The following is a 24,156-nucleotide window of genomic DNA, read 5'->3' on the forward strand; positions in this document are numbered from 1 at the left end:
CATAGGCTGAACGGATGACCACCACACCAGTCACCGTGACCGTCACCGGAGCGGGCGGACAGATCGGATACGCCCTCCTGTTCCGCGCCGCTTCGGGCCAGCTGCTCGGCCGGGAGACACCGGTCCACCTGCGCCTGCTCGAGATCCCGCAAGGCCGGGCCGCCGCGGAGGGCACGGCCCTTGAGCTCGAGGACGGCGCGTTCCCGCTCGTCCGCAGCGTCACCGTGACCGAGGACGCGACGGCCGCCTTCGACGGAGTGAACATCGCTTTGCTCGTGGGTGCGCGGCCGCGAGGGCCGGGCATGGAGCGCGCAGACCTGCTGGAAGCGAACGGCCGCATCTTCGGACCGCAGGGCGAGGCGATCAACGCGGGTGCCGCATCCGACGTCCGCATCCTGGTCGTCGGCAACCCGGCCAACACCAACGCCCTCATCGCCAGCGCCCATGCGCCCGACATCCCCGCGTCGCGATTCACGGCGATGACCCGACTCGACCACAACCGGGCGATCGCGCAACTCGCCGCGAAGCTCAGCGTCCCGGTCGCCGCGATCGACCGCGTGATCGTGTGGGGCAACCATTCGGCCAGCCAGTACCCCGACATCAGCCACGCGACCGTCAACGGCCGACCCGTGACCGACCTCGTCGACGAAGACTGGCTGGCGTCGGAGTTCATCCCGCGCGTCGCCAGGCGGGGCGCCGAGATCATCGAGGTGCGCGGGTCGTCGAGCGCCGCATCCGCCGCGAGCGCTGCACTCGACCATGTGCACGACTGGGTCAACGGGACCGGCGAACGCTGGACATCGGCCGGCGTCGTGTCCGACGGATCCTACGGGGTGCCGGAAGGACTCATCTCGTCGTACCCGGTGCGATCGGTCGGCGGCGAATGGGAGATCGTGCCGGGGCTCGAGATCGACGCCTTCTCGCGCGCCCGCATCGACGCATCCGTCGCCGAGCTCGTCGAAGAGCGCGAGGCGGTGCGCGCGCTCGGCCTCGTCTGAGCGGGGCTGGGTCGCCCCGCGCAGGCGATCCGTCTCACCGCACTGTGCCAGCGCACGTGATCGGTCCCCGCGCACTCGTGCCAGCGCACGCGATCCGTCTGACTGCACTAGAAAAGTTCCAGCGCACTAGTACAAACGCGTGCGCTGGAACTTTACTAGTGCGGCGAGGCGCATTCCGGAGCGCGGAGCGCCGCCCGGCTACCGCTTCTTCGTCTTGAGCGACTTCTCCTCGACCGGAGCCTCACCCGACGCTCGCAGGTCGGCGTAGTACGCCCGCGCCTCCTCCTGGCGCTCGGCCTCCGCTCCCGTCGCGATCTTCGCGCGCACCAGCTCCGGTCCGTAGCCGAAAGCGTCGACGAGGTCGACGGCGTGCGGGCGGATGCGCGTGATCAGCCGGTCGATGTAGGCGCCGACCGCCTGGGCGCGCTGCGGCGACAGGCGCCCGTGGATGACGTACCAGGCCAGGTGCTTCTCGATGAGCCCGAAGCCGAACAGGTCGCGCAGCCAGGTGAGCACCTGCCGTGTTCCCGAATCCGGTGCCTTCTCGAGCGCATCCGTGAACGCCTCCCATTGGAGGAGTTCGGCATGGGCGCGGGCAGCCTCGATCAGCTCGTTCTGCTGTGAGTTGAAGAGATCGGCCGCGGCCTTCTTCGACAGGCGGTCCGCCGAACGCAGCCGGCCTGCGATCTCGGAGATCATCGTCGCGACGCGGTCGGTGAGGAGTTCGCGCTGCGTGCTCGGCTCCTGCAGCCAGTTCACCGAGCGGGCGGTCGAACCGAAGTCCTTGACCGTCTGGGCGACACTGCGCAACCCGGTGCCGTGGTAGGCGCGGCCGGCCGCCTGGGTCACGACGTACCGGGCGAGGGCGCCCGCGTCCGCTTTGGCGAACTTGCGGCTGAAGTCGGTGAGGAGCCGCTTGGCGACGAGCTGGAGCAGCACGTTGTTGTCGCCCTCGAACGTCACGTAGACGTCGAGGTCGGCGCGCAGCGAGGTCAGCCTGTTCTCGACGAGGAACCCGGCCCCTCCGCACGCTTCGCGACATTCCTGCAGCGTGTCGAGGGCGTGCCAGGTGGAGAGCGGCTTCAGGGCGGCCGCGATGGTCTCGAGGTCTTGGCGGTCGGCATCCGTGTCGGTTCGCCCGCTGAAGACGTCGTCGAACTTCTGGAGGAACACCTCGTGCGCGAAGCTCGCGGCGTAGGTGGTCGCCAGCAGCGGGAAGAGGCGGCGCTGGTGCCGCTGGTAGTCGAGGATCACCTCTTCGTCGGTGTCGCTGCCTGCTGTGAACTGGCGACGCTCGCTGCCGTAGGTGACCGCGATCTTGAGGCCGATCTTCGACGCGGCGACGGCCGAACCGTCGAGCGAGACGCGCCCCTGCACCAGCGTGCCGAGCATCGTGAAGAAGCGGCGTCCTGGGCTGTCGATGGGCGACGTGTAGGTGCCGTCCTCGGCGACGTCGCCGTACTTGTTGAGCAGGTCGGTGCGGGGGATGCGCACCCCGGTGAAATGCAGCCGGCCGTTGTCGATACCGTTCAGCCCGCCCTTGAGGCCATCGTCTTCGCCGCCGATCCCGGGGAGGAACGCGCCGTCGGCGTCGCGGATCGGAACATAGAAGGCGTGAACGCCGTGGCGCATACCTCGGGTGATGAGCTGGGCGAACACGACCGCCGCCCGACCGTCCTCGGCGGCGTTGCCGAGGTAGTCCTTCCACGCTGCGCGGAAGGGAGTGTCGATTACGAATTCCTGTGTCTCGGGATCGTAGGTCGCCGTGGTTGCGACGCTGGCGACATCCGATCCGTGTCCGGTCTCGGTCATCGCGAACGCGCCGGGGACCTCGAGGCTCATGATGCCGGGAAGGTACTTCTTGTGGTGGTGCTCAGTGCCGAGCTGCATGACGGCCGAGCCGAACAGGCCCCACTGCACGCCCGACTTGATCTGGAGCGACGGGTCGGCAGCGACGAGCTCTTCGAACCCGGCGATGTTGCCGCCGTTGTCTTCCTGACCGCCGACGCTCTTCGGGAATGCGCGGTGCACCTGCCCGTTCGCCACGAGGAGTTTCAGCTGCCCGAACGTACGAGCGCGCTGGTCTTTCAGGCTGAGACCTTCGACCTTCTGCATCTCAGGACGGCTCGACAGCGCCCGCGACGCAAGGCGGGCTTCGGCCCAGGTGCCGAGAAGCTGGCGGCCGAGCTTCTCGACGTCGATGCGTGGCGCCGCGGAATCGATCTGTTCGGGGGTCGTGCTGTCGGCGGGTTCGATCCCGGCGTCGGGCGTGGTGTCTGCCGTGGTGCCGGGCGTGGCGTTGGTTCGCGTGGCGGTGTCAACCATTGTTCCTCTTCAGTGTCGAGAGCAGTCTCCATCCACCGTATGACGGGGTCTCCCCAACGCGAAGTCGTCGGTGTACGGCCTACAAAAGCGGGGCGGATGCTCGCGAGCGGCACTGTGGAAAGCCACAGATGGAGCACCCGAAAGTCGGCGTGACCCCACAATCGGCCCGGACGTGACAAAAGGTGCGGGAAGCGGGTCTCCGGTCATCCGGAGCCTTCTTCCCGCACCTTTCGTGGGACGAGCGAGACGGGTCAGGCCGCGCGGCGCGCCTGCGGCCTCACCGGGCGCGACATCGCAGCGAGGGCCGCGCGACTCGTGGCGCCGCCCTTCGGTTCGATCACGGTTCCGGCCGCGATCTGCTGATCCCTGTCGACCCGCACGCCGTTGCCGACCATGACGTCAGCGCCCAGTTTGGTATTGCTGCCGATCCGTACGCCGCTTCCGACGACGCATCCTTCGCCGACGTGCACGTTCGATCCCACGAACGTGCGGTCACCGACGGTAGCTCCTTTGTCGATCCAGCTGCCTGCGCCGACCCAGCTGTCGAGCCCCACCCGTGCGTGGGCCTCCACGTACGCGGTCGCGTCGATGAACGCCGTCTCCGCAACGCGTGCGGACGGCGACACGAGGCCACGCCCGTTGGCGTGCCTCTTGTACTTGATGATGGCGCCGGTCTCATCCTCGAGCTCTTCGATCATTCGTGCCATCCCATCCTCCTTCGAGTTCGAGTCAATTCACGATCAACAAGGTAAACACCCGTTGACCCAAAAAGATTCCCTGATCCGACTACGGTTCGGCCTCGGATTCCTGACTTCGTTCCCGTCACGTCGGGGGTCGCTGCGATACTCGGAACGAAGACCCATTCAGTACGCGCAGATGCGATCGAGCACAAGGGGGCTGCATGGACGAGCGCGAGATCCTGTACATCGACAGCGTCGCGGAATGGGCGGAATGGCTGGATGCGCACCACGCCGACACCGACGGCGTGCGCCTCGCCATCGTCAAGAGGAGCGCGGGCGGCACGGCCTCATACGGCGAATACCTTGACGTCGCGCTCTGCTACGGCTGGATCGACGGGCGCCGCAATTCGCTCGACGACCAGCGCTTCCTTCAGCTGTTCACGCCGCGCACGAAGTCGAGCATCTGGTCGGAGCGCAATCGCGAACACGTCGCGCGGCTCAGCGCCGCCGGTGCGATGCGGCCAGCCGGGCTGGCCGAAGTGGAGCGGGCGAAGGCGGATGGGCGCTGGGAGTCGGCGTATGCACCCCAGTCGACCGCCGAGGTTCCCGGGGAACTTGCTGACGCACTCGCAGGCAACACGGAGGCTGCTGCATTCTTCGAGACGCTTTCGGCTCAGAACCGGTTCGCGATCCTCTTCCGCCTCGCCAACGTGAAACGCGCTGAGACACGCACACGAAAGATCACCGAGTACGTCGACATGCTCGCCCGCCACGAGACCATCTACCCCCAGGCCGACCGTCCGCCGAAGGCCTGACGCCGAGCGCCGGATATGCCTCAACTCGCGAGGCGCGCGTCAGGGTCGCGCGGCGACCACTTCGAGCAGCGCCTCGCCGTAGGCTTCGCGCTTCTTCGCGCCGATGCCCGTGATGCCGTCGAGGTCGGAGAGGGTCGCGGGTTTCGCGGTCGCAACGGCGCGGAGGGTGGCGTCCCCGAAGACGATGTACGCCGGCACCGACTGCACTCGGGCCTGCTCAGCGCGCCAGGCTCGCAGCGCTTCGAACAGCTCGACGTCGTTCACGGCAAGGTCGTCTGCGGCGGTCGCCTTGCGGGCGCTCCGTGATGCCCGCTCAGGTCGCTCGGGTTCGCGCCGGAGGATGACGGTGCGCCCTCCGCTCAACACGTCCGCTCCCCCCGCGGTGAGCGCCAGGGTGCCGTACTCGCCCTCGGTCTTGAGCAGCTCCTGGGCGAGCAGCTGGCGAACGACGCCGCGCCATTGGCTTTCGCTGAGGTCGGACCCGATGCCCCAGGTCGCGAGCGTGTCATGGGAGAACTGGGTGACCCGCGGGGTCTGCTTGCCCCGGACGATGTCGATGAGGTGCCCGGCCCCGTACCGCTGGTTGCGCTCCCGCTGCAGGCGAACGACGGTCGAGAGGAGTTTCTGCGCCGGAACCGTGCCGTCCCAGCTCTCGGGTGGCGTGAGGCAGGTGTCGCAGTTTCCGCAGGGTTCCGCGCGCTGCCCGAAGTACCCGAGCAGGTTGACCCGGCGACACTGGACGGTCTCGCAGAGGGCGAGCATCGCGTCGAGGTGCGCGCTGAGTTTGCGCCGGTGCGCGAGATCGCCGGGCGACTCGTCGATCATGCGGCGCTGCTGCACGACGTCGTTGAGACCGTACGCGAGCCAGGCCGTCGAGGGGAGCCCGTCGCGCCCTGCGCGACCCGTCTCCTGGTAGTAGCCTTCGACCGATTTGGGCAGGTCGACGTGTGCGACGAAGCGCACGTCGGGCTTGTCGATGCCCATGCCGAATGCGATGGTCGCGACGACGATGATGCCGTCTTCGCGGAGGAACCGCGACTGGGTGGCCGCTCTCGTCGCCGCGTCGAGGCCTGCGTGGTAGGGCAGCGCCTTGAGCCCGCGCGCGCTCAGGAACTCGGCCGTCCGCTCGACCGTGTTGCGGGAGAGCCCGTAGACGATTCCCGCGTCGGTCGGATACTCAGTGGTGATGAAGTCGAGGAGCTGGGTTCGCACCTCCGCCTTCGGCACGATGCGGTACTGGATGTTCGGCCGGTCGAAATCCGCCACGAACTGGGCCGCGCCCTCGAGGCGCAGCCGCGACGTGATCTCGCGGTGCGTCGCCTCGGTCGCGGTCGCCGTGAGTGCGATGCGCGGCACGTCTGGCCACCGCTCGGCGAGTTCGGAGAGGGCGAGGTAGTCGGGGCGGAAGTCGTGGCCCCACTGCGAAACACAGTGCGCTTCGTCGATGGCGAAGAGCGCGATCGTCCCCCGGTCGAGGAAGCGCTTGGTCGACTCGGACGACAGGCGCTCGGGCGCTACGTAGAGGATGTCGAGCTCGCCCGCGATGTACGCGCGCTCGACGCGCGAGCGCTCCGCCGCATCCTGCGTCGAGTTGAGGAATGCCGCGCGCACCCCGTTGGCAAGGAGTGCGTCGACCTGGTCTTGCATCAGGGCGATGAGCGGCGAGACCACAACCCCGGTGCCTTCGCGCACCAGCGAGGGAATCTGGTAGCAGAGGCTCTTGCCGCCGCCGGTCGGCATGAGCACGACCGCGTCGCCGCCGCCGACGAGCTGGTCGATGATCGCCGCCTGCTCACCGCGGAAACTCTCGTAGCCGAAGACCGTGTGGAGGGCCTCGCCCGCAGTGGCGAACCGCGGCGGTGTCGCGCGGATCGGATGCCCCTGTGTCGCCGCGCGCGACAACCCGGACGGCGCGCCGACACCCTCGTCGAACGACGGATCGAACGACGGCTCGTACGTCGGCTCGTAGGGGGGCTCGAACTCCGGTGGGGCGTCCCGGTCGTCGGGCTCCCAGGGAAGTTCAGCGTTCCAGCTCATCCGTCGATCGTATCCGCAGCAACCGACGCCCGAGCGCCGCTCCCGCCGATCTGTGGAGAACGACGCCGGCAGGGTGTCCCCGCCAGCTCGGTACATCCCCTCCTGCTCGACGTGGCGGGGACGACGCGACGTGGCGGGCACGACGCGAGATGGCGCACAGACCCCAGGATGCGCAGCCCCGGGCCCCGCGCCCACCGATAGGCTCGACGGATGCTCGCCCCGCTCCTCGGCTTCCTCGGCGCGCTGGCGTACGGCTCGGCCGACTTCCTCGGCGGGTTCGCCGCCAAGCGCATCAGTGCCGTGCGGGCGGCCGGCCTGTCGGCCCTCTCGGGTCTCGTCGTGCTGCTGGTCGCGCTCGCGTTCTCCGGCGGCCGCTGGAGCGCATCCGCCGTCGCATGGGGCGCCCTCTCCGGGGTGGCCGGCGCCGTCGCGCTCGCCTTGCTGTACGCGTGTCTCGCGATCGGTCCCATGAGCATCCTGTCGCCACTCACCGCGGTCATCTCGGCCGTGGTCCCGCTTGCCTGGGGTGTGCTGAACGGCGAGCGATTCGCGCCTCTCGGCTGGTTCGCTCTCGGCCTCGCACTGGTCGCGGTCGTGCTGGTCGGGTTCGTGCCCGAGCGCGGTGCCGTGCGGCCCCGGCCCCGCGGCCTGGTGATGGCGGTCGGCTCGGGAACCTTGATCGGCGTCTTCATCATCCTGATCGACCAGACGCCCTCCGACTCCGGTCTCGTGCCGCTGGTGGTGAACCGCGCGGTGAACGCGTCGATCATGTTCGCGACGGTCGGCGTGGTCTGGCTGGCGACACGCCGGTCGAGACGCGTTGGGGGAGCGGGCACCGCGACGACAGGTGGGTGGCGCCCCGGCCTGGTGTTCGCCGCGGCCGGTGGTGTCGTCGATGCCACGGCCAACGTCCTCCTGCTCGTCGGCCTCCGGCTCGGCGAGCTGAGCGTCATGTCGGTGCTCACGGCGCTGTACCCGGCCGGGACGATCATCCTTGCGGCGATCGTCCTGAAAGAGCGGATCGCGCCGGTCCAGTGGGCGGGCCTGGTCCTGGCCCTCGTGGCGACCGGGATGCTCGCCGCCGCCTGATTCCCGAGCGCGGATCGCTCCGAGCGAATATAGTTAGTTCACACACAACAACTATTTCGTGACGCATGTGAATTCGGAGCATTACGTGGCAACGGCAACCCGCACCGGCATCTTCAACAAAGACCACCCCCACTACCGCTGGGTGGCCCTCAGCAACACCACACTCGGGATGCTGATGGCGACGGTGAACGCCTCGATCGTCCTGATCTCCCTGCCGGCGATCTTCAAGGGCATCGGCCTCGACCCGCTCCAGCCCGGCAACGTGAGCTACCTGCTCTGGATGCTCATGGGCTACATGCTCGTGACAGCGGTGCTCGTCGTCACCTTCGGACGCCTCGGCGACCAGTACGGTCGCGTGCGCATCTACAACCTCGGCTTCGTCATCTTCACCATCGCCGCCGTCGCGCTTTCGCTCGTCCCGTTCACCGGGGGACCTGGGGCCATGTGGCTGATCGTCTGGCGGTTCATCCAGGGTGTCGGTGGCGCGATGCTGTTCGCGAACTCGACGGCGATCCTGACGGATGCATTCCCAGCCAACAAGCGCGGGTTCGCCCTCGGACTCAACCAGGTCGCCGCCATCGCCGGAAGCTTCATCGGCCTCATCGTCGGCGGCGTCCTCGCCGCCTGGGACTGGCGTGCCGTCTTCTTCGTCAGCGTGCCGATCGGCATCATCGGCACCATCTGGTCGTACAAATCGCTGCACGAGGTCGGCACCCGCAACCCCGGCCGCATCGACTGGCTCGGCAACGCGACCTTCGGCGTCGGTCTCGTCGCCCTCCTGACCGGCATCACCTACGGCATCCAGCCGTACGGCGACAGCTCGACCGGCTGGGGAAACCCGTGGGTGATCGGGTCGATCGTCGGCGGGATCATCCTGCTCGTCTTCTTCGTGTACATCGAGTTGCGCGTGCCGTCACCCATGTTCAACATGCGGTTGTTCCGCATCCGTTCGTTCTCCAGCGGAATCTTCGCCGGCCTTCTCGCCGCCATCGGTCGCGGCGGCCTGCAGTTCATGCTGATCATCTGGCTGCAGGGCATCTGGCTGCCGTTGCACGGCTTCTCCTACCAGGACACACCGCTCTGGGCCGGCATCTACCTGCTGCCCATCACCATCGGGTTCCTCATCGCAGGGCCCATCTCGGGCGCGCTCTCCGACCGGTACGGCGCCCGCGGCTTCGCGACGGTCGGCCTGCTCCTGGTGGCTGCGACCTTCATCATGCTCCTGCTCATCCCGGTGAACTTCGAGTACTGGCAATTCGCGGTCATCACCGGCCTCAACGGCATCGGGTCGGGCCTGTTCAGTTCGCCCAACCGCACGTCGATCATGAACAGCGTGCCGGCAGGCGAGCGCGGCTCGGCGTCCGGGATGGCCGGCGCCGCCCTCAACGCCGGAAGCTCGCTCTCGATCGGCATCTTCTTCTCGCTCATGATCGCGGGTCTCTCGGCGGCACTGCCCTCGGCGCTCACGAACGGCCTGACGGCGCACGGGGTGCCCGGCAATGTCGCGACGGCGGTCGGCCAGACGCCGCCGGTCGGCAGCCTGTTCGCTGCGTTCCTCGGCTACAACCCGATCCAGAGCATCCTGCAGCCGACCGGCGTGCTCGACAAACTCTCGCCCGCGAACGTGCAGGCGCTGACCGGTCACGAGTTCTTCCCGCAACTCATTTCGGGACCCTTCCACGACGGCCTCGTCGTCGTGTTCGTGGCGGCGGCGATCATGTCCGTCATCGCGGCGTTCGCGTCATTCCTCGGCGGGGCGAAGTATGTTCATGAAGAGAAGGTCGTCGAGCGGGAAGTGGAAGAGGCCAGTGCAAGCAGGGCGTAGTACGGGAGAGACGGTGACGATGACGAAGGGCACGAGCGCCGGGCAGGTGGACCCGGACGACGACCTCGCCGGTCGCCTCGCCCTCGCGATCGGCCGCCTGAACCGGCGGATGCGGTCGTCGGCCGGCGGCCTCAGCCATGGTCAGCTGTCGGCGCTGTCGAGCATCGCGCGCAAGGGCCCGCTGCGGCCGAGCGAGCTTGCGGCGATCGAGGTCGTCGCCGCACCGACGATCACCCGGGTCGTGGCCGACCTCGAGGCGCGCGGCCTCGTCGCGCGGCAGCCCGACACGGATGACCGGCGCTCGATTCTGGTCGCGGCGACGGATGCGGGGGTCGAGCTTCTCCTGCGTGCCCGCTCGGACCGCGCGCGAGCGGTCGTGGCGCTGCTCGCCGAGCGCACGCCCGAAGAGGTGGACGCCATCCGCGCCGCCCTCACCGCCCTCGAGGCCGCCGCGAACATCGACCGGACCGATCGCTGACCGGGCCCACCCTGACCGGCGTCGAGTCGTAACCAACAGAGGCGACCCGCCCGGGAATTCGGTGAGCCGGTAACGACTCGAGGCCGGGGTGGACTAGTAACTCACCGGGCGCAACGCGAGCTGCTCCGGCAGTGGTGACGGTGTCATCGCGGGGTCGTGAGTGCAAGGGTACGATCACCGCACCCTGAACCCCGCCGCGAGCAGGTCACACTCCCGCGACGACGCCCCAACGAGTAGCTCGAACTCCCCCGCCTCCACCCGGCGCTCTCCGGCAGCGTCGACGATCGTGCAGTCGGCGACCGGGAGCCGAAGGCTCACGCGGGCCGACTCGCCCGGCGCGAGATCGACCTGACGGTACACTTTCAGCTCCCTGTCTGCCCAGCTCACGCTCGTTACTTGGTCGCGCACGTACACCTGCACCGTCTCGCGGACCGGGCGGTCGCCCGTGTTGGTCAGGGTCACCTCGGCCTCGATCGTCTCACCGACGCAGAGCGAATCGTTCGCGAGCCTGAGGTCGGCGTACTCCACGGTCGTGTACGAGAGGCCTTGACCGAAAGCCCACGCGGGCGCCTGCGTGAGGTCGGCGTAGCGGTCGCCGTGCTGGCCGCGGATCTGGTTGTAATACGTCGGCTGCTGGCCGACGTGACGGGCGAACGAGATCGGCAGGCGACCGGAGGGCTCGACCCGGCCGGCGAGGATCTCGGCGATAGCCTGACCACCGAGCATCCCGGGGTTCGCGGCCCACAGCACGGCGGCTGCCCGAGCGACCGAGGGCGGCAGCACCAGCGGCTTAGAGGCGAGTAGCACCACGACCACGGGCTTGCCGGTCGCGATCAGCGCATCGAGGAGCGCGTTCTGACCGCCGATCAGCTCGAGCGTCGCGGTGGAGCGACCCTCCCCCACGAGCTCGATCTGGTCGCCCACGACCGCGATGACGACATCCGACGCCGAGGCGGCGGCGACGGCGTCTGCGATCAGCCGCTGGTCCGGCGGCGACGGCACGACCACAGGCGGCCGTGGTTGCCCGTCCGGGAACGTCGAACCTCGCGGGTCGTCCTCGAGGGTGAGTATGTCGGCCCCGGGGGCGTACTGCACTGTCCAGCCGTCGATCGACTGCAGACCGTCGAGCACCGTCGTTATCATCTCGCGTGGCTGGCCGTCGAGCCAGCCCGCCTGGCCCGAGCCGCCGGCCCAGTCGCCGAGCTGGGTCTGGGCATCGTCAGCGAGCGGTCCGACGAGGGCGACGCGCAGCGGCGCCGGCGCCGCACACTCCGCCAGCGGCAGCGTCCCGTCGTTCTCCAGCAGCACGATCGAGCGGCGCGCGATCTCAAGGTTGAGCTCCGCATGCGCCGCGCTTCCGACCACCTCGTCCAGCCGAGGCGACGGAAGGCGCGGGTCCTCGAACAGGCCGAGGTCGAACTTGAGCGTCAGGATGCGCGCGACGGCCGCGTCGAAGGCGTCCTCCCCCAGCATCCCCTGAGCCACAGCCTCCAGCGCGCCTTCGAAGAACATCGGGGTCGTCATGACCATGTCGTTCCCCGCCCGCACCGCGGCCGCCGCAGCGTGCGCGTAGTCGGGCTGGACCTTCTGCTCCCAGACCATGCGGCCGACGTTGTCCCAGTCGGTGATGAGCGTGCCGGTGTAGCCCCATTCGCCGCGGAGCACCTCGCTGAGCAGCCAATCATTCACGGTGATCGGCACGCCGTCGGTGCTCTGGTAGCCGAGCATGAACGTACGGCAGCCTTCGCGGGCCACGCGCTCGAAGGGCGGCAGGAACCAGCTGCGAAGCTTGCGTCGCGAGATGTCCGCCTCGCTCGCGTCACGGCCACCCTGCGTCTCCGAGTAGCCGGCGAAGTGTTTCGCCGTCGCGAGGATCGCGGTCGGGTCTCCGAGCCCCTCGCCCTGGTAGCCGCGCACCATGGCGCTGGCGAGCTCGCCGATGAGGAACGGGTCCTCGCCGAACGTCTCGCTGATGCGGCCCCAGCGAAGGTCGCGGGCAATGCACAGCACGGGCGAGAACGTCCAGTGCACACCGGTGACAGCGACCTCTTCTGCACTGGCCCGGGCGACGCGCTCGATGAGTTCGGCGTTCCACGATGCGGCCATGCCGAGCTGCGTGGGGTAGATCGTGGCGCCGGGCCAGAACGAGTGCCCGTGGATGCAGTCCTCACCGACGAGCAGCGGGATCCGCAGCCGGGTCTGCTGCGTCAGCCGGTTGGCCTCCAGGATGCGCTCCGGGGAGGTGTGCAGGATGGAGCCGACGTGGCGCCGCAGCACGTGATCGGGCAGATCGTCGCGCGCGTCGAGCTGCAGCATCTGCCCGACCTTCTCCTCGACCGTCATACGGCCGAGCAGGTCGTCGACACGCTCCGCGGTCGTCAGCGTCGGGTCCTGGTACGGCAGCGATTCTTTGGTGGACCGGGCCTCCTGTGCGAGATCAGCAGTGGTGGACGGGAGGATCGAGGTCATGCGGTGTTGCTTTCCGGTGAGGCTGCAGGAGGCGCGGCGAGATTCGTGCGCACCTGGGTGACGGCGGCGTTGGGGTTGATTCCCTGGCGCTTCATCGCCCGTGCGCGCTCACCGGCCGAGCGCAGGCGCGGGTTGACGTACTCGTCGATGCCGAAGTTGATCAGGGCCAGCGCCACGCCGAGCAGGGCGATGCACAGTCCGGCGGGCACGTACCACCACCAGTAGTCCGGGAAGGCGTTGTTCTGCTGCGCCCAGAACAGGATGGTCCCCCAGTTCAGGTTCGACACCGGGATGACGCCGATGAACGCGAGCGTGGTGAGGCCCAGCACGGCGGCCGTCATGGTGCCGACGAAGCTGGAGGCGATGATCGCCATCAGGTTCGGCAGCATCTCCACCAGGATGACGCGGTGCAGCGGCTCGCCGTTGGCCCGCGCGGCCTGGATGAAGTCGCGGTTGCGCAGCGACATCGTCTGCGCTCGCAGCACGCGCGCACCCCAGGCCCAGCCGGTCAGGCCGAGCACGGCGGCAATGAGGGCGAGCGGAGGGTCCTGGAATTGGGAGGCGACGATGATCATCAGCGGGAGGCCCGGGATGACCAGGAACACATTCGACAGCGCCGACAGCGACTCGCTCTTCCAGCCGCGCAGGTAGCCGGCGGTCACACCGACGAGGATCGCGACGATGGTGGCCATGATCGTCGCCAGGAACCCGACGATGAGCACACCGCGGGTTCCGTAGACGAGCTGGCTGAAGACGTCCTGGCCGATGTGGGTCGTGCCCAGGAGGTGCTCGAACGACGGCGGCTGCAGGGTCTCCTTGAGGTTCTGTGCTTCCGGGTCGTACGGCGCAATCAACGGCGCGAAGATCGCGACGAGTACGAAGACGCCCATGATGATCAGGCCTGCTGCGGACTTGCGGTTGCTGAACATGGCCAGCGAGGCCTTCAGCTGCGACCAGAAAGTGGCCTTCTGCGGCTTGTGCGCGCTCGCGGCCCGGACGGACGCCGTCTCGGGGCTGCCGACGCCCGCGGCAGCGGCGACGGTCTGAGGCTCGTTGTTCGTGGTTCTCATGATCAAGCCTCCGTCTGGCGGGTGCGGGGGTCGAGGATGGCATAGGCGATGTCCGCCACGATGTTCGCGATCAGCACGGCCAGGACCAGGACGAGGAAGATGCCCTGCATCAGCGCGTAGTCCTTGGCGCTGGTCGCCTGGAGCAGCAGCAGTCCGATGCCGGGGTAGGAGAACACCATCTCCATCACGATCGTTCCGCTGACGATGAAGCCGATCGCGAGCGCGAAGCTCTGGATCTGCGGCAGCACGGCGTTGCGGGCAGCGTAGCGCCACAGCACGCGCCGGTTCGGCATGCCCTTCGCCTGCGCGACCGTGATGTAGTCCTCGTCGAGGACGGTGAGCATCATGTTGCGCATGCCGAGCACCCAGCCGCCGAGCGAGACGACCACGATGGTGAACATCGGGAGGGCGCCGTGCGAGATCACCTGGCCGATGAAGTCGCCGTTGAAGCCCGGTTCGACGCCCAGCTCGTAGGCGTGCCCCGCAGGGAACCAGCCGAGCGTGCTCGAGAAGAACGCGATGAAGATCAGGCCGACCCAGAAGTACGGCACCGTGCCGAGGAACGTCGTCACCGGGACGAAGACGTCGAGCTTGCCGCCCCGCCTCCAGCCGATCACCGCGCCCAGGCTCGTCCCGATGACGAAGGAGACGACCGTGGCGAAGCCGACCAGCCCGAGCGTCCAGGGCAGAGCCGAGGCGATCGCGTCGCCCACCGGCGCCATGCCCGTGGAGATCGAGACGCCCAGGTTGCCGTGCAGCAGCATGTTCAAGTAGTCGACGTACTGCTGCCAGAGGGGCACGGACTTGTCGAGGCCGAACATAAGCCGAAGCGCCTTTTCGGCGTCCGGGGTCAGCTGACCCTGGCTGCGCGCCATGTAGGCATCCACCGCGTCGCCCTTCATCAGGCGGGGGAGGAAGAAGTTGATGGTGATCGCTGCCCACAGAGTGAACGCGTAGAAGGCTGCACGGCCTCCGATGAAGCGCCACGGGACGCGGACGCCGCCGCGCTCGGCCCGGGTGGCGGTTGTGCCGACGAGAGTCGGGTCGACGGACACGGTCGTGGTCTCGGCGCTCACAGGGCACCTCCTGCAATCTGTGCGGTCAGCGGACCGAAATGGTTCTCGGGGTCGGGGGAAGCGGCGCGGAGCTCGCGCGTATAGGGGTCGCTCGGGCGGAGGATCACGTCGTCGGCGGGGCCGTGCTCGACGATCCGGCCCTGGTTGAGCACGATGATCTCGTCACTGAAGTGGCGAGCGGTGGCAAGGTCGTGCGTGATGTAGAGCACCCCGAGGCCTTCCTCGCGCTGCAGGTCGGCGAGCAGGTTCAGCACGCCGAGGCGGATGGACACGTCGAGCATCGACACCGGCTCGTCGGCCACCAGCAGAGCCGGCCGCGACGCGAGCGCGCGGGCGATGGCCACGCGCTGCCGCTGGCCTCCGGAGAGCTCGTGCGGGCGGCGGTCGATCACGGCGTCCGCGTCCAGCCGCACACGCTGCAGAAGGCGTCGCACCTCGTCGTCGACGTCTTTGCGCGGCACGACGTGGTCGAGCCGGAGCGGACGTTCGATGTGGTGGCGGATCGAGTGCGACGGGTTCAGGGAGGCGAACGGATCCTGGAATACCATGCGCAGCTGCTGACGGTATTTGCGCAGCTGCTTGCCCGACTTCGGGATCGGGGCGCCGTCGAGCAGCACCTCGCCGCGCGTGGGGGTCTCCAGCTGGGTGAGGATCTTCGCGATCGTCGACTTGCCGCTGCCGGACTGGCCGACCAGACCGATCGTCTGCCGGGGGCCGAGCGTGAAGCTGACGTCGTCCAGCGCTTTGAGCTGTCCGGATCCGCGGACGTTGTAGATCTTGGTGACGTTCTTGAACTCGAGCGTGGTCATCGGACGACCACTCCTCTCTCGCCGGTGAGCCGCGGAAACGACTCGAGCAGCTTTCGCGTGTACTCGTGCTGGGGGTCGGTCCAGATCTGCTCGGCGGGGGCGAGTTCGACGATCTCGCCTTCGCGCATGATCGCGATCCGGTCGCTGATCTCCAGCAGCAGGGGGAGGTCGTGGGTGATGAAGACGACGGAGAAGCCGAAGTCGTGCCGGAGCTGGGAGATCTGCTTGAGGATCTCGCGCTGCACGAGCACATCCAGAGCGGTGGTCGGCTCGTCCATCACCATGAGTTGCGGGCGAAGCGCGAGGGCCATGGCGATCATGACCCGCTGGCGCATGCCGCCGGAGAGCTCGTGCGGGTAGGAGCGCACCCGCTGTGCGCCCACCTTCACGATCTCGAGGAGCTCGATCACGGCCGCCTTGCGCTCGGCGCGGCTCATGCCGGGGCGGTGCACCTGGAAGACATCGTCCAGCTGGGACCCGATGGTGGCCACCGGGTTGAGGGCGTTCATCGCTCCCTGGAAGACCATGGAGATCTTGTCCCAGCGGAATCGGCGCATCTGCTCGGGGTCGAGCGCGTTGATGTCGATGTCGACGCCGCTCTCGTCGTGGAAGACGACGCTGCCGCTGGTGATGACGGCCGGGGGCTTGAGCAGGCGCTGCACGCCATAGGCGAGGGTGGTCTTGCCGCAGCCGCTCTCGCCGGCGAGACCGACGATCTCGCCGCGCTTGATGTCGAGGGTGACGTTCTTGACCGCCGCAACGGGCGGATTCACGTCGTACACGACCGAGAAATCGCGTACGGAGAGAAGGGAGTCTGTCATGAGGGCGTCGCTTTCGTGCTGTCCGCAGGGATAGTCCGGGGTGGACGGGGGCACGAAGACCCCCGCCCACCCCGGACGTTCGATTGCTACTTGCCCGCGGGCTTCAGCTTCATGAGCACCTGGACAGCCGACGGCTGCGTCGGGTCGGCGGTCGCGTACTGGTCGCTCTCGCTCGGCCAGCCGACGAACTTCCGGGTGTCGTACTGGGCGAGCTGCGGGTGCGTTCCGATCGCGATGGCCGGCACGTCGTCGACGAAGATCTTCTGCAGCTTGTTCAGGGCGGCAGTGCGCGCGCCGTCGTCGGACGCCTGCGCGTACTCCTTCAGCAGGGCGGTCGCATCCGGGTTCTTGTAGCGCCCGAAGTTGTCCGACACTTTGCCGTCAGCGGCCTGGTCGAGGTAGCTGGAGTTCATGACGTCGTCGTAGATGTGCCACGGGTTCGATCCGGAGCCGGTCCAGTGCAGCGCGGCGTCGAAGTTGCCGGAGGCCATGTTCGCGAACCAGGTGTCGGCGTCGGGCGTGGCGACCTTGGCGTCGGCGCCGAGCGTGGTCTTGATCTGCGTCGCAGCCAGCTGGATGCCGGTCACGTAGTCGTTCCAGCCCTGCGGGTCCTGCAGGGTGAAGGAGACCGGCTTGCCCGACGGGTCGATCAGGGCGCCGCTCTTCCACGTGTAACCGGCGTCGGTCAGGACCTTCTTGGCACCGTCGACGTCGATCGAGAAGTTCTGGCCCTTGTAGTCGGGGGCGATGTACTGGTCACCGGTCGGCTGCGGGATGCCCGTGACGCTCTTCAGCTCGGGACCTGCGTTGCTGCGCGCCTGCTCGGCGTGCGCCTTGCGGTCGACGACCATGTTGACGGCCTTGCGGAACGCGACGTTGTTGAACGGGGCCTTGGTCGTGTTGACCACGATCATGTCCGGGCTCAGGACGTTGGCGCCCCAGAAGACGTTGTGCTTCGGGTCCTTGTCGACGTAGTTCTTCTGGTAGTCCGTGATGAAGATCTGCGCCCAGTCGGTCTCGCCGCTCTGGAGAGCGCGGAGGAGGCCGGTGTTGTCGTTGTACTCGAGGTAGTTCAGCGTGGCCACGGGAACGGTGCCGCCCCAGTAGTTGGTGCGGGACTTGAGCACGACGCCCTGCGACGAGAAGCTCTTGATCGTGTACGGGCCGGTGCCGACCGCATCCTTGACCGCGTCCTTCGTCGGGTCGGCGATGGTCTTCCACTGGTGCTCGGGAACGATCGAGACCTGCAGCACGTCGCCCTGCTTGACGAACTTCGACTCGCTGAAGTTCAGGACCACGTTGTCCCCGTCCTTCTTGACCTCGGTCAGCTTGAGGCCGCCCAGGTCGAGAGCGGGCGTGTTCTTGATCAGGTTGTACGTGAAGACGATGTCATCGGCGGTGAAGGGCTTGCCGTCGCTCCATTTGACCCCCTTGCGAGGAGTGACCGTGAGCTGCGTGTAGTCGGAGTTCCACTCGACCTTCGACGCCAGCCACGGAGTCGTCTCGTTCTTGCCGACCGGGTTGACGATCGCGAGGGGTTCGTAGATCATCCGGTCGTAGCCGAGCGACATGCCCGATCCGGTGGTGATGAACGGGTTGTTGATCTGGGTCGCCAGGATGGCCGCGCCATCCGGCTTCGCCACCGTGAGCGACCCGCTACTCGCGGTGCTCGTGCCCGACTTGTGGTCGGACGAACAGCCGGTGAGGGCCACCGCGCTGAGCGCGGCGATCGTCGTCGCTGTGATGAAGTACTTCCTAAGCCTCATTGCTTCTCCTTCGTGGCGGGCACATTCGTTGTGCCCTGGTGCTGCGGAATGTTGGCTGACCATAACTTGCTTACTGGTCAGAAAGCAAGTTGGCTGAGCCGAGGTTACTGTGTGGTAAGCTCGCTCGCAACTGGCACCCACAGGATGCTGGCGAGCAAGCGACACGGAGGCGCGAATGAGCGGCAGCAGTGCTAGCCCGCGCCCGGAAACCGAGCGTAAACGCAAGGATATCCTGCGCGCGGCCATCGAGACATTCGGCACCAAAGGGTCGACGAACGGCACGCTTTCCGACATCGCCGAGCAAGTCGGGATGACCCACGCCGGCGTCCTCCACCACTTCGGCTCCAAGCAGAACCTGCTGCTGGAGATGCTCGAGTTCCGCGACCGCAACGACGTCGCCCACCTGGCCGAGCGCCACATCCCCGGCGGTCCCGCGCTGTTCGCGCACCTGATCGCGACGGCGCAGCGCAACGCACTGCGCCCGGGAATCGTGCAGGTCTACACCGTGCTCTCAGCGGAGGCAGTCACCGACGACCACCCCACGACGCCGTTCTTCCAGAAGCGCTACAGCACACTCCGACGGGAGGTCGACGAGGCGTTCCGGGAGCTCTGCGCCCAGGAGGACGTCACGGAGCCCGCCACGATCGACAAGGCAGCGGCCTCCATCCTCGCCGTCATGGACGGCCTCCAGCTTCAATGGCTGCTCGATCCCACCGCGGTCGATCTCGCTGGGGCAAGCGAGTTCGCGATCGAGGCCATCGTGAACGGCGTCCTGAAGGCCGGGCCGAAAGTGGAGTCGTACGTGCGGGATGCGTGACGCCGCCGTGCGCAGCGTGATCGACGGCCTCATCCAGTGGCTGAACACCCCCGCCACCCCCGCCTCCTGAGCCTCCCCCGCCTCCTGAGCCACCGCAGGACTTGGTGCTCTGGCGACGAAAGGCCCCCCTCCCGGAGCGGGAAGGGGGCCTTCGGTGTCTCGTGACTAGACGTTCGCGAGGTCGGTGATCACCTGGTCGCCCGGGATCGCGTCGGCGAATTCCGCCTCGATCTCGGCGCGGCCGAGCAGCTCGTCCATACGGCGACGGCGCTGCTTCGGGATGAGCGTAACGACTGTACCCTGCTTGCCGGCGCGGCCCGTGCGGCCCGAGCGGTGCAGGTACGTCTTGTACTCATCCGGGGCGTCGGCCTGGATGACGAGGTCGATGTCGTCGACATGGATGCCGCGGGCTGCGACATCCGTCGCCACGAGCACGTTGACCCGGCCGCTGGTGAGCTGCGCGAGGTTGCGCGTGCGGCGCGACTGGTTCAGGTCGCCGTGGAGGCTGACAGCCGGGATGCCCGCGTCGTCGAGCTGGTCGGCGAGCTGCTCAGCGAATGCACGGGTGCGCGCGAAGACGAGGGTCTTGCCCTCGCGGTCGGCGAGCTGCTCGATGATCGCGCCCTTGTCGCGGTGCTCGATGACGAGCACGCGGTGGTCGATCGTGGACGACGCCTGGTCTTCACCGGCGACCTCGTGGACCGACGGCTCCGGGAGGAACTCGTTGACGAGCTGGGCGACGCCCTTGTCGAGCGTGGCCGAGAAGAGCAGCTTCTGGCCGCCGTCGGCGGTCTCGCGCAGGATGCGCTGAACCGGCTCGAGGAAGCCCAGGTCGCACATGTGGTCGGCCTCGTCGAGCACTGTGATGGTCACTTCGCTCAGGTCGAGTCGTCCCTGGTCGATGAGGTCTTCGATGCGACCAGGTGTGCCGATGACGATGTCGACGCCGCGCTGGAGTGCGCCGACCTGGCGACCCTGCGGGACGCCGCCGTAGATCTGCGTGGTGAAGAGACCGACGCTGCGGGCGATCGGCTGCACAGTACGGTCGATCTGCAGGGCGAGCTCGCGAGTCGGGGCGAGGATGAGCGCACGGGGCTTGCGGCCCATCTGACGCTTCTTGCCGCCGCCGTTCTCCATGAGCTTCTCGACCAGAGGAGCACCGAACGCGATCGTCTTGCCGGACCCCGTGCGGCCGCGGCCGAGCACATCCTTGCCGGCGATGACATCCGGGATGGTCGCAGCCTGGATCGGGAACGGCGACGAAGCTCCGAGCTCGATGAGCGCGTTGACGATGTTGCCGCCGAGGCCCAGATCAGCGAAGGTCACGCCTTCGACGTCGACGGCCTGGATGGCGTCGGCTTCGAGGCGCTCGAGCACGACGTCGTCTTGCGGCGTGAACTTGGCCTTGTCGTCGCGGCTGGGGTAGAACTTCGAGTCGCTGCCTTCGCGACGCGGAGCGCGATCGTTGTCGTAGTCGCGACGCGGGGCGCGGTCGGTGCCGAAGTCGCGACGCGGGGCGCGGTCGTTGTAAGCGGGACGCTCGCCGCGCTCTGCGCGCTGCGGACGATCTCCGTACGACGGACGCTCGGTGCGCGCCGGACGGTCGTTGTAGGCCGGGCGCTCGGAACGAGCCGGACGGTCGCCATACGACGGACGCTCGGTCCGAGCCGCACGATCGTTGTAAGCCGGGCGCTCGTTGCGCTGGGGGCGATCGCCGTACGGGCGCTCAGCGCGCTGCGGACGGTCACCGTAAGCGGGACGCTCGGAACGCTCAACACGCTGCGGTCGATCTCCGTAGGACGGACGCTCGCCACGAGGGGCGCGGTCACCGTACGCGGGACGCTCGCCACGAGGCGCGCGGTCACCGTAGGCGGGACGCTCGGAACGCTGCGGGCGGTCACCATAGGCGGGTCGCTCCGAACGCTCAGCGCGGTCCCCATACGCCGGACGCTCGCCACGAGGGGCGCGGTCACCATAAGCGGGACGCTCCGTCCGCTGCGGGCGGTCACCGTAAGCCGGACGCTCCGTACGCTGCGGGCGGTCACCATAAGCGGGACGCTCGGTGCGGGCACCGCGCGGTTCCCAGTTGGATCCCTTGGCGCGGGGCTCCCAGTTGGGGCGCTCACTGCGACCGGCCGAGGGGCGACCCTCAGCGCGCGCGGCACGCTCGTCGGCGTTCCAGCGCTGCTTCTTCGGGGCGGCACCTTCCTCAGCGGGACGGTACCCGCGATGTCCGGGACTGCGGCTGCCTGCCTTCGGGCCACCCTTGCGGGCGCCGTCGCGCGGCACGAAGTTCTTGTTCTGTGGTTTCTTGAAGTTGGCCATAGATGTTTTCCTGGGTTGTCTTGTGTGCATGACTGAACGCACGACGATTCGTCGTGGTCATAAGAAACCCGGGCAAGCCTTTGGCCGGGACCGTTCACATACAGTGATCATTCGCCCGCCGATTGGCGGTGAAACCGGCCCACCTGACTTACAAACCCATCCGCGAACAATCGCGGTGTCAAGAGCCGACCTTCCTACGTTACCGGATGGCGGCTGGGAAGTCACGGTGACTTCTGCGAATCGCGTTTCCATTCGAGGGCGATCACGGCAACCACGATCACGAGCAAGACGAGCAGTTGCCATGCCACCGGCACGGCAAGGCCGAGAAGGATGCTCGCTGCAGCGAGCGCCGCGCCCGCATACCGGAGTGCCGCCGGGCCGAGTTCCAGCTCCTGGCGGTAACGCGCATCCCCGACCAGATAGAGCGCGACGCCCGACCCCAGCAGGATCGCGGCGACCGGCGGAGCGACCGCGAAGACGTTCCCGATCGACAGTTTCACGCCGGCCGCGAGCAGGATCAGTCCGAAGATCATCACGAAATGGTCCAGGCCGAACGCGGTGAGGGCGAGATACGACCGTCTGCGGCTCGGTGTTTCGGTCATGCTGCGACCGGCACGCTCGTCGTCGCCGGTGAAATAGCACCACCAGAGGGCCGCGACGATTCCGACGCAGAGAACCGTTCCGACGAGGATGCCGAGGTCGAACGCGTGGCTTCCGGCCCCAACACCGACCGACACGATCGACTCGCCGAAGGCGATGATCATCAGCAGGCCGTGCCGCTCCACGAAGTGCGAGGCCCCGATGTCGAAACCCGCCGGCCCGACCGTGAACGACGTCAGGATCATCACCAGGATCGCGAGTGAGAAGAGGATCCAGTCGGCCGGCCCGGTCACGAACCCCGCCCACACCACCAGGAGCGCTCCGGCGACATTGAACGGAACAACGCGCAGCATCGAGCGCGCGGAGCCCGCCGCCCCGAACTTCGCGAAGAGCGTGAAATGGATGAGGACGATCGCGAGGTACGCGAATCCGAACAGGATCCCGGACGCACCGAACGCCTCCGGGATCGCCACCGCCAGCAACAGGAAGGCGATCATCGCCGAGACGAGCCCTATGCGGAGGCCCGCCCCTTCGCCCGACTGATTGGTCAGCCACGCGAACGCGTCGTACATCCACCACACCACAGCCATGGTCAGCGCCGCCTGCGCGACGCCGGTGACATTCGGATGCGCGACCACGATCTCCGTCACCTGAGTGATCGTGAACACGAACACCAGGTCGAAGAGGAGTTCCACCGACGACACTCGTTCGGCGGCGCGTTCGAGGCGTTGGGCCATGCAGCGAGCGTAGCCGCGCCGCCGTTATCGTGGTGGGGTGACTTTGACCATCGCGATCGAGCCGCCGCGCACCCCCGGAATCGAGGAGCTGCTGCGCCTCGGCGACGAGTTCACGTTCTCGCTCTATCCGCCGGAGAGCTGCTACCTGCTCGATGTCGGCGAACTCGAGCGGCCCGGCGTCACGGTCTTCGTCGGTCGCGACGCGGCGGGGAGCGCACTCGGCATGGCGGCGCTCATCGAAAGGCCCGACCGCACGGCAGAACTGAAGCGGATGTTCGTGCACGAGGATGCGCGCGGCCAGGGCCTCGCATCCGCACTCATGGACCGGCTCGAGGCCGCCGCTTCCGAAGCCGGCGTGCAGACGATCCAGCTGGAGACGGGCCCGCTGCAGCACGCGGCCATCGCGCTGTACGAGAAGCGCGGCTACACGCGCATCCCCAATTTCGGCCCGTATGTCGGCGACCAGTTCAGCGTCTGCTACGCGAAGCCGCTCGCCGCTGCCGCCGCTGCCCACTGATCCCGCGCCACCCGCACTACTTACTTCCCACCGCACTAGCTGTACTTAGTGCGCTCGGACGCAATTAGTGCGGCGACCTCACCGTGCGTCCGGCATACCAGACTCAGACGGGCAGCCCGCGGATGCGCCGCGACAGCTCCGCAGCCGCCGCCGTGACCTGCGCCGCCAGCTCCGCCCACTCGTCGTGCGAAATGTTCTCCCGCGGAAACGTGATCGCGATCCCGGCCGCCGGCCACCCGGCATGGTCGCGCACCGGCACGGCCACCGACGCGAAACCGGGCGTCACCTCGCCGTCCTCGGTCGCGTAGCCGTCGGCGCGCACCCGTTCGAGGATGCGCTTCAGCGCCCCATACGTGTGGGGCTCTCCCCCGTTCCGGTCGACGAACGCCGCCGCGTCCGGGTACAGCGCCCGCACCTGCCCGGCCGGCAAGGTCGCCAGGAGCGCCCGCCCGCTCGCCGTGAGGTGACTCGGCAGCCGCACCCCCACGTCCGTCACCAGCCGAGGGCGACGCGGAGCGCGCTCCTCGACGATGTAGACCACGTCGCGACCGTGAAGCACGGCGAGATGCCCGGACTCGCCGATGCGGTCGACGAGCCCGGCGAGGATGGGACGCCCCAGCCGGCTCAGCGGCTCCTGCCGCGAGAACGCCGAACTCAGTTCGTAGGAGCGGACTCCCAGCCCGTAGCGGCGCGCCTCGGGTAGGTGCAGCACGAAGCCGTGGTCGACGAGCACCGCGAGCAGGTGGTACACGGTCGAGCGGGGCAGGTCGAGGGACGAGGCGATCGTCGCCGCAGGCACCGGACCGCGCTGGGCCGCGAGGAAGCTGAGCACCTGGAGCGTGTTCTCCGCTGCGGGCACCTTCGAGCTCCCGGCCACGCGCACCTCCCGTCTGGAATTCAAG

Annotated in this window: 19 protein-coding genes; 7 read left to right on the forward strand and 12 right to left on the reverse strand. The window is 68.0% G+C overall.

Annotation, left to right across the window (positions count from 1 at the left end; translation table 11 throughout):
* The first annotated feature begins 14 nt into the window (after window positions 1–14).
* Entirely contained in the window at window positions 15–998 is a 984-nt protein-coding gene (locus G3T36_RS02940) for a malate dehydrogenase (protein WP_163287910.1), read from the forward strand.
* Window positions 999–1,196: 198 nt separating this feature from the next.
* On the opposite strand, the gene G3T36_RS02945 is transcribed toward G3T36_RS02940, so the two are convergent.
* Together G3T36_RS02945 and G3T36_RS02950 are read right to left on the reverse strand one after the other, a co-directional pair.
* Entirely contained in the window at window positions 1,197–3,323 is a 2,127-nt protein-coding gene (locus G3T36_RS02945) for an acyl-CoA dehydrogenase family protein (RefSeq protein ID WP_163287911.1), read from the reverse strand.
* 251 nt (window positions 3,324–3,574) lie between these two features.
* Window positions 3,575–4,030: a DapH/DapD/GlmU-related protein gene (locus tag G3T36_RS02950; RefSeq protein WP_240148236.1), complete on the reverse strand. Its 456-nt coding sequence runs from the start codon at window positions 4,028–4,030 to the stop codon at window positions 3,575–3,577.
* A 194-nt stretch (window positions 4,031–4,224) separates the two neighbouring features.
* Here G3T36_RS02950 and G3T36_RS02955 point away from each other — a divergent pair, with 194 nt between their 5' ends.
* Window positions 4,225–4,818, forward strand: a complete 594-nt coding sequence (locus G3T36_RS02955) for a YdeI/OmpD-associated family protein (RefSeq protein ID WP_163287912.1) — start codon at window positions 4,225–4,227, stop codon at window positions 4,816–4,818.
* A 39-nt stretch (window positions 4,819–4,857) separates the two neighbouring features.
* Here the strand turns inward: G3T36_RS02955 and recQ are convergent, their stop codons facing one another.
* On the reverse strand, window positions 4,858–6,855 hold the full coding sequence (gene recQ, locus G3T36_RS02960) for a DNA helicase RecQ (protein WP_163287913.1): 1,998 nt from the start codon (window positions 6,853–6,855) through the stop codon (window positions 4,858–4,860).
* A 210-nt stretch (window positions 6,856–7,065) separates the two neighbouring features.
* Between recQ and G3T36_RS02965 the strand changes: the two genes are divergently transcribed.
* The 3 genes from G3T36_RS02965 (at window position 7,066) to G3T36_RS02975 (ending at window position 10,247) form a co-directional block, all read left to right on the forward strand.
* On the forward strand, window positions 7,066–7,944 hold the full coding sequence (locus tag G3T36_RS02965; protein WP_163287914.1) for a DMT family transporter: 879 nt from the start codon (window positions 7,066–7,068) through the stop codon (window positions 7,942–7,944).
* A gap of 85 nt (window positions 7,945–8,029) precedes the next feature.
* Complete coding sequence (locus G3T36_RS02970) at window positions 8,030–9,769, forward strand: MFS transporter (protein WP_163287915.1); 1,740 nt, start codon at window positions 8,030–8,032, stop codon at window positions 9,767–9,769.
* Between the two features lie 19 nt (window positions 9,770–9,788).
* On the forward strand, window positions 9,789–10,247 hold the full coding sequence (locus tag G3T36_RS02975) for a MarR family winged helix-turn-helix transcriptional regulator (RefSeq protein ID WP_163289042.1): 459 nt from the start codon (window positions 9,789–9,791) through the stop codon (window positions 10,245–10,247).
* Between the two features lie 174 nt (window positions 10,248–10,421).
* On the opposite strand, the gene G3T36_RS02980 is transcribed toward G3T36_RS02975, so the two are convergent.
* The 6 genes from G3T36_RS02980 to G3T36_RS03005 form a co-directional block, all read right to left on the reverse strand.
* A complete protein-coding gene (locus G3T36_RS02980) occupies window positions 10,422–12,716 on the reverse strand; it encodes an exo-beta-d-1,3/1,6-glucosidase (protein WP_163287916.1) in 2,295 nt (764 codons plus the stop codon).
* A complete protein-coding gene (locus G3T36_RS02985) occupies window positions 12,713–13,786 on the reverse strand; it encodes an ABC transporter permease (RefSeq protein WP_163287917.1) in 1,074 nt (357 codons plus the stop codon). The genes G3T36_RS02980 and G3T36_RS02985 overlap by 4 nt, the downstream gene beginning before the upstream one ends.
* Window positions 13,787–13,788: 2 nt before the next feature.
* Window positions 13,789–14,862: an ABC transporter permease subunit gene (locus G3T36_RS02990; RefSeq protein WP_163287918.1), complete on the reverse strand. Its 1,074-nt coding sequence runs from the start codon at window positions 14,860–14,862 to the stop codon at window positions 13,789–13,791.
* On the reverse strand, window positions 14,859–15,671 hold the full coding sequence (locus G3T36_RS02995; protein ID WP_163287919.1) for an ABC transporter ATP-binding protein: 813 nt from the start codon (window positions 15,669–15,671) through the stop codon (window positions 14,859–14,861). The genes G3T36_RS02990 and G3T36_RS02995 overlap by 4 nt, the downstream gene beginning before the upstream one ends.
* On the reverse strand, window positions 15,668–16,492 hold the full coding sequence (locus G3T36_RS03000; protein WP_163287920.1) for an ABC transporter ATP-binding protein: 825 nt from the start codon (window positions 16,490–16,492) through the stop codon (window positions 15,668–15,670). Before G3T36_RS03000 ends, G3T36_RS02995 begins: the two co-directional genes overlap by 4 nt.
* An 86-nt stretch (window positions 16,493–16,578) precedes the next feature.
* On the reverse strand, window positions 16,579–18,258 hold the full coding sequence (locus tag G3T36_RS03005) for an ABC transporter substrate-binding protein (protein WP_163287921.1): 1,680 nt from the start codon (window positions 18,256–18,258) through the stop codon (window positions 16,579–16,581).
* 175 nt (window positions 18,259–18,433) lie between these two features.
* On the opposite strand from G3T36_RS03005, the gene G3T36_RS03010 reads away from it, so the two are divergent.
* Complete coding sequence (locus G3T36_RS03010; RefSeq protein ID WP_163287922.1) at window positions 18,434–19,075, forward strand: TetR/AcrR family transcriptional regulator; 642 nt, start codon at window positions 18,434–18,436, stop codon at window positions 19,073–19,075.
* 165 nt (window positions 19,076–19,240) lie between these two features.
* Here G3T36_RS03010 and G3T36_RS03015 read toward each other — a convergent pair whose 3' ends face one another.
* Both G3T36_RS03015 and G3T36_RS03020 read right to left on the reverse strand, forming a co-directional pair.
* Window positions 19,241–21,400, reverse strand: a complete 2,160-nt coding sequence (locus G3T36_RS03015) for a DEAD/DEAH box helicase (protein WP_163287923.1) — start codon at window positions 21,398–21,400, stop codon at window positions 19,241–19,243.
* A gap of 221 nt (window positions 21,401–21,621) precedes the next feature.
* On the reverse strand, window positions 21,622–22,737 hold the full coding sequence (locus G3T36_RS03020) for a low temperature requirement protein A (RefSeq protein ID WP_163287924.1): 1,116 nt from the start codon (window positions 22,735–22,737) through the stop codon (window positions 21,622–21,624).
* A gap of 37 nt (window positions 22,738–22,774) precedes the next feature.
* On the opposite strand from G3T36_RS03020, the gene G3T36_RS03025 reads away from it, so the two are divergent.
* Window positions 22,775–23,254 carry a GNAT family N-acetyltransferase gene (locus G3T36_RS03025; protein WP_163287925.1) on the forward strand — a complete coding sequence of 160 codons (480 nt, stop codon included), beginning with the start codon at window positions 22,775–22,777 and terminating at the stop codon, window positions 23,252–23,254.
* 103 nt (window positions 23,255–23,357) lie between these two features.
* Here the strand turns inward: G3T36_RS03025 and G3T36_RS03030 are convergent, their stop codons facing one another.
* On the reverse strand, window positions 23,358–24,155 hold the full coding sequence (locus G3T36_RS03030; RefSeq protein WP_240148237.1) for an IclR family transcriptional regulator: 798 nt from the start codon (window positions 24,153–24,155) through the stop codon (window positions 23,358–23,360).
* Window position 24,156: the final 1 nt, after the last annotated feature.

Source organism: Leifsonia tongyongensis (genome assembly GCF_010686705.1).
Classification (GTDB): domain Bacteria; phylum Actinomycetota; class Actinomycetes; order Actinomycetales; family Microbacteriaceae; genus Diaminobutyricibacter; species Diaminobutyricibacter tongyongensis.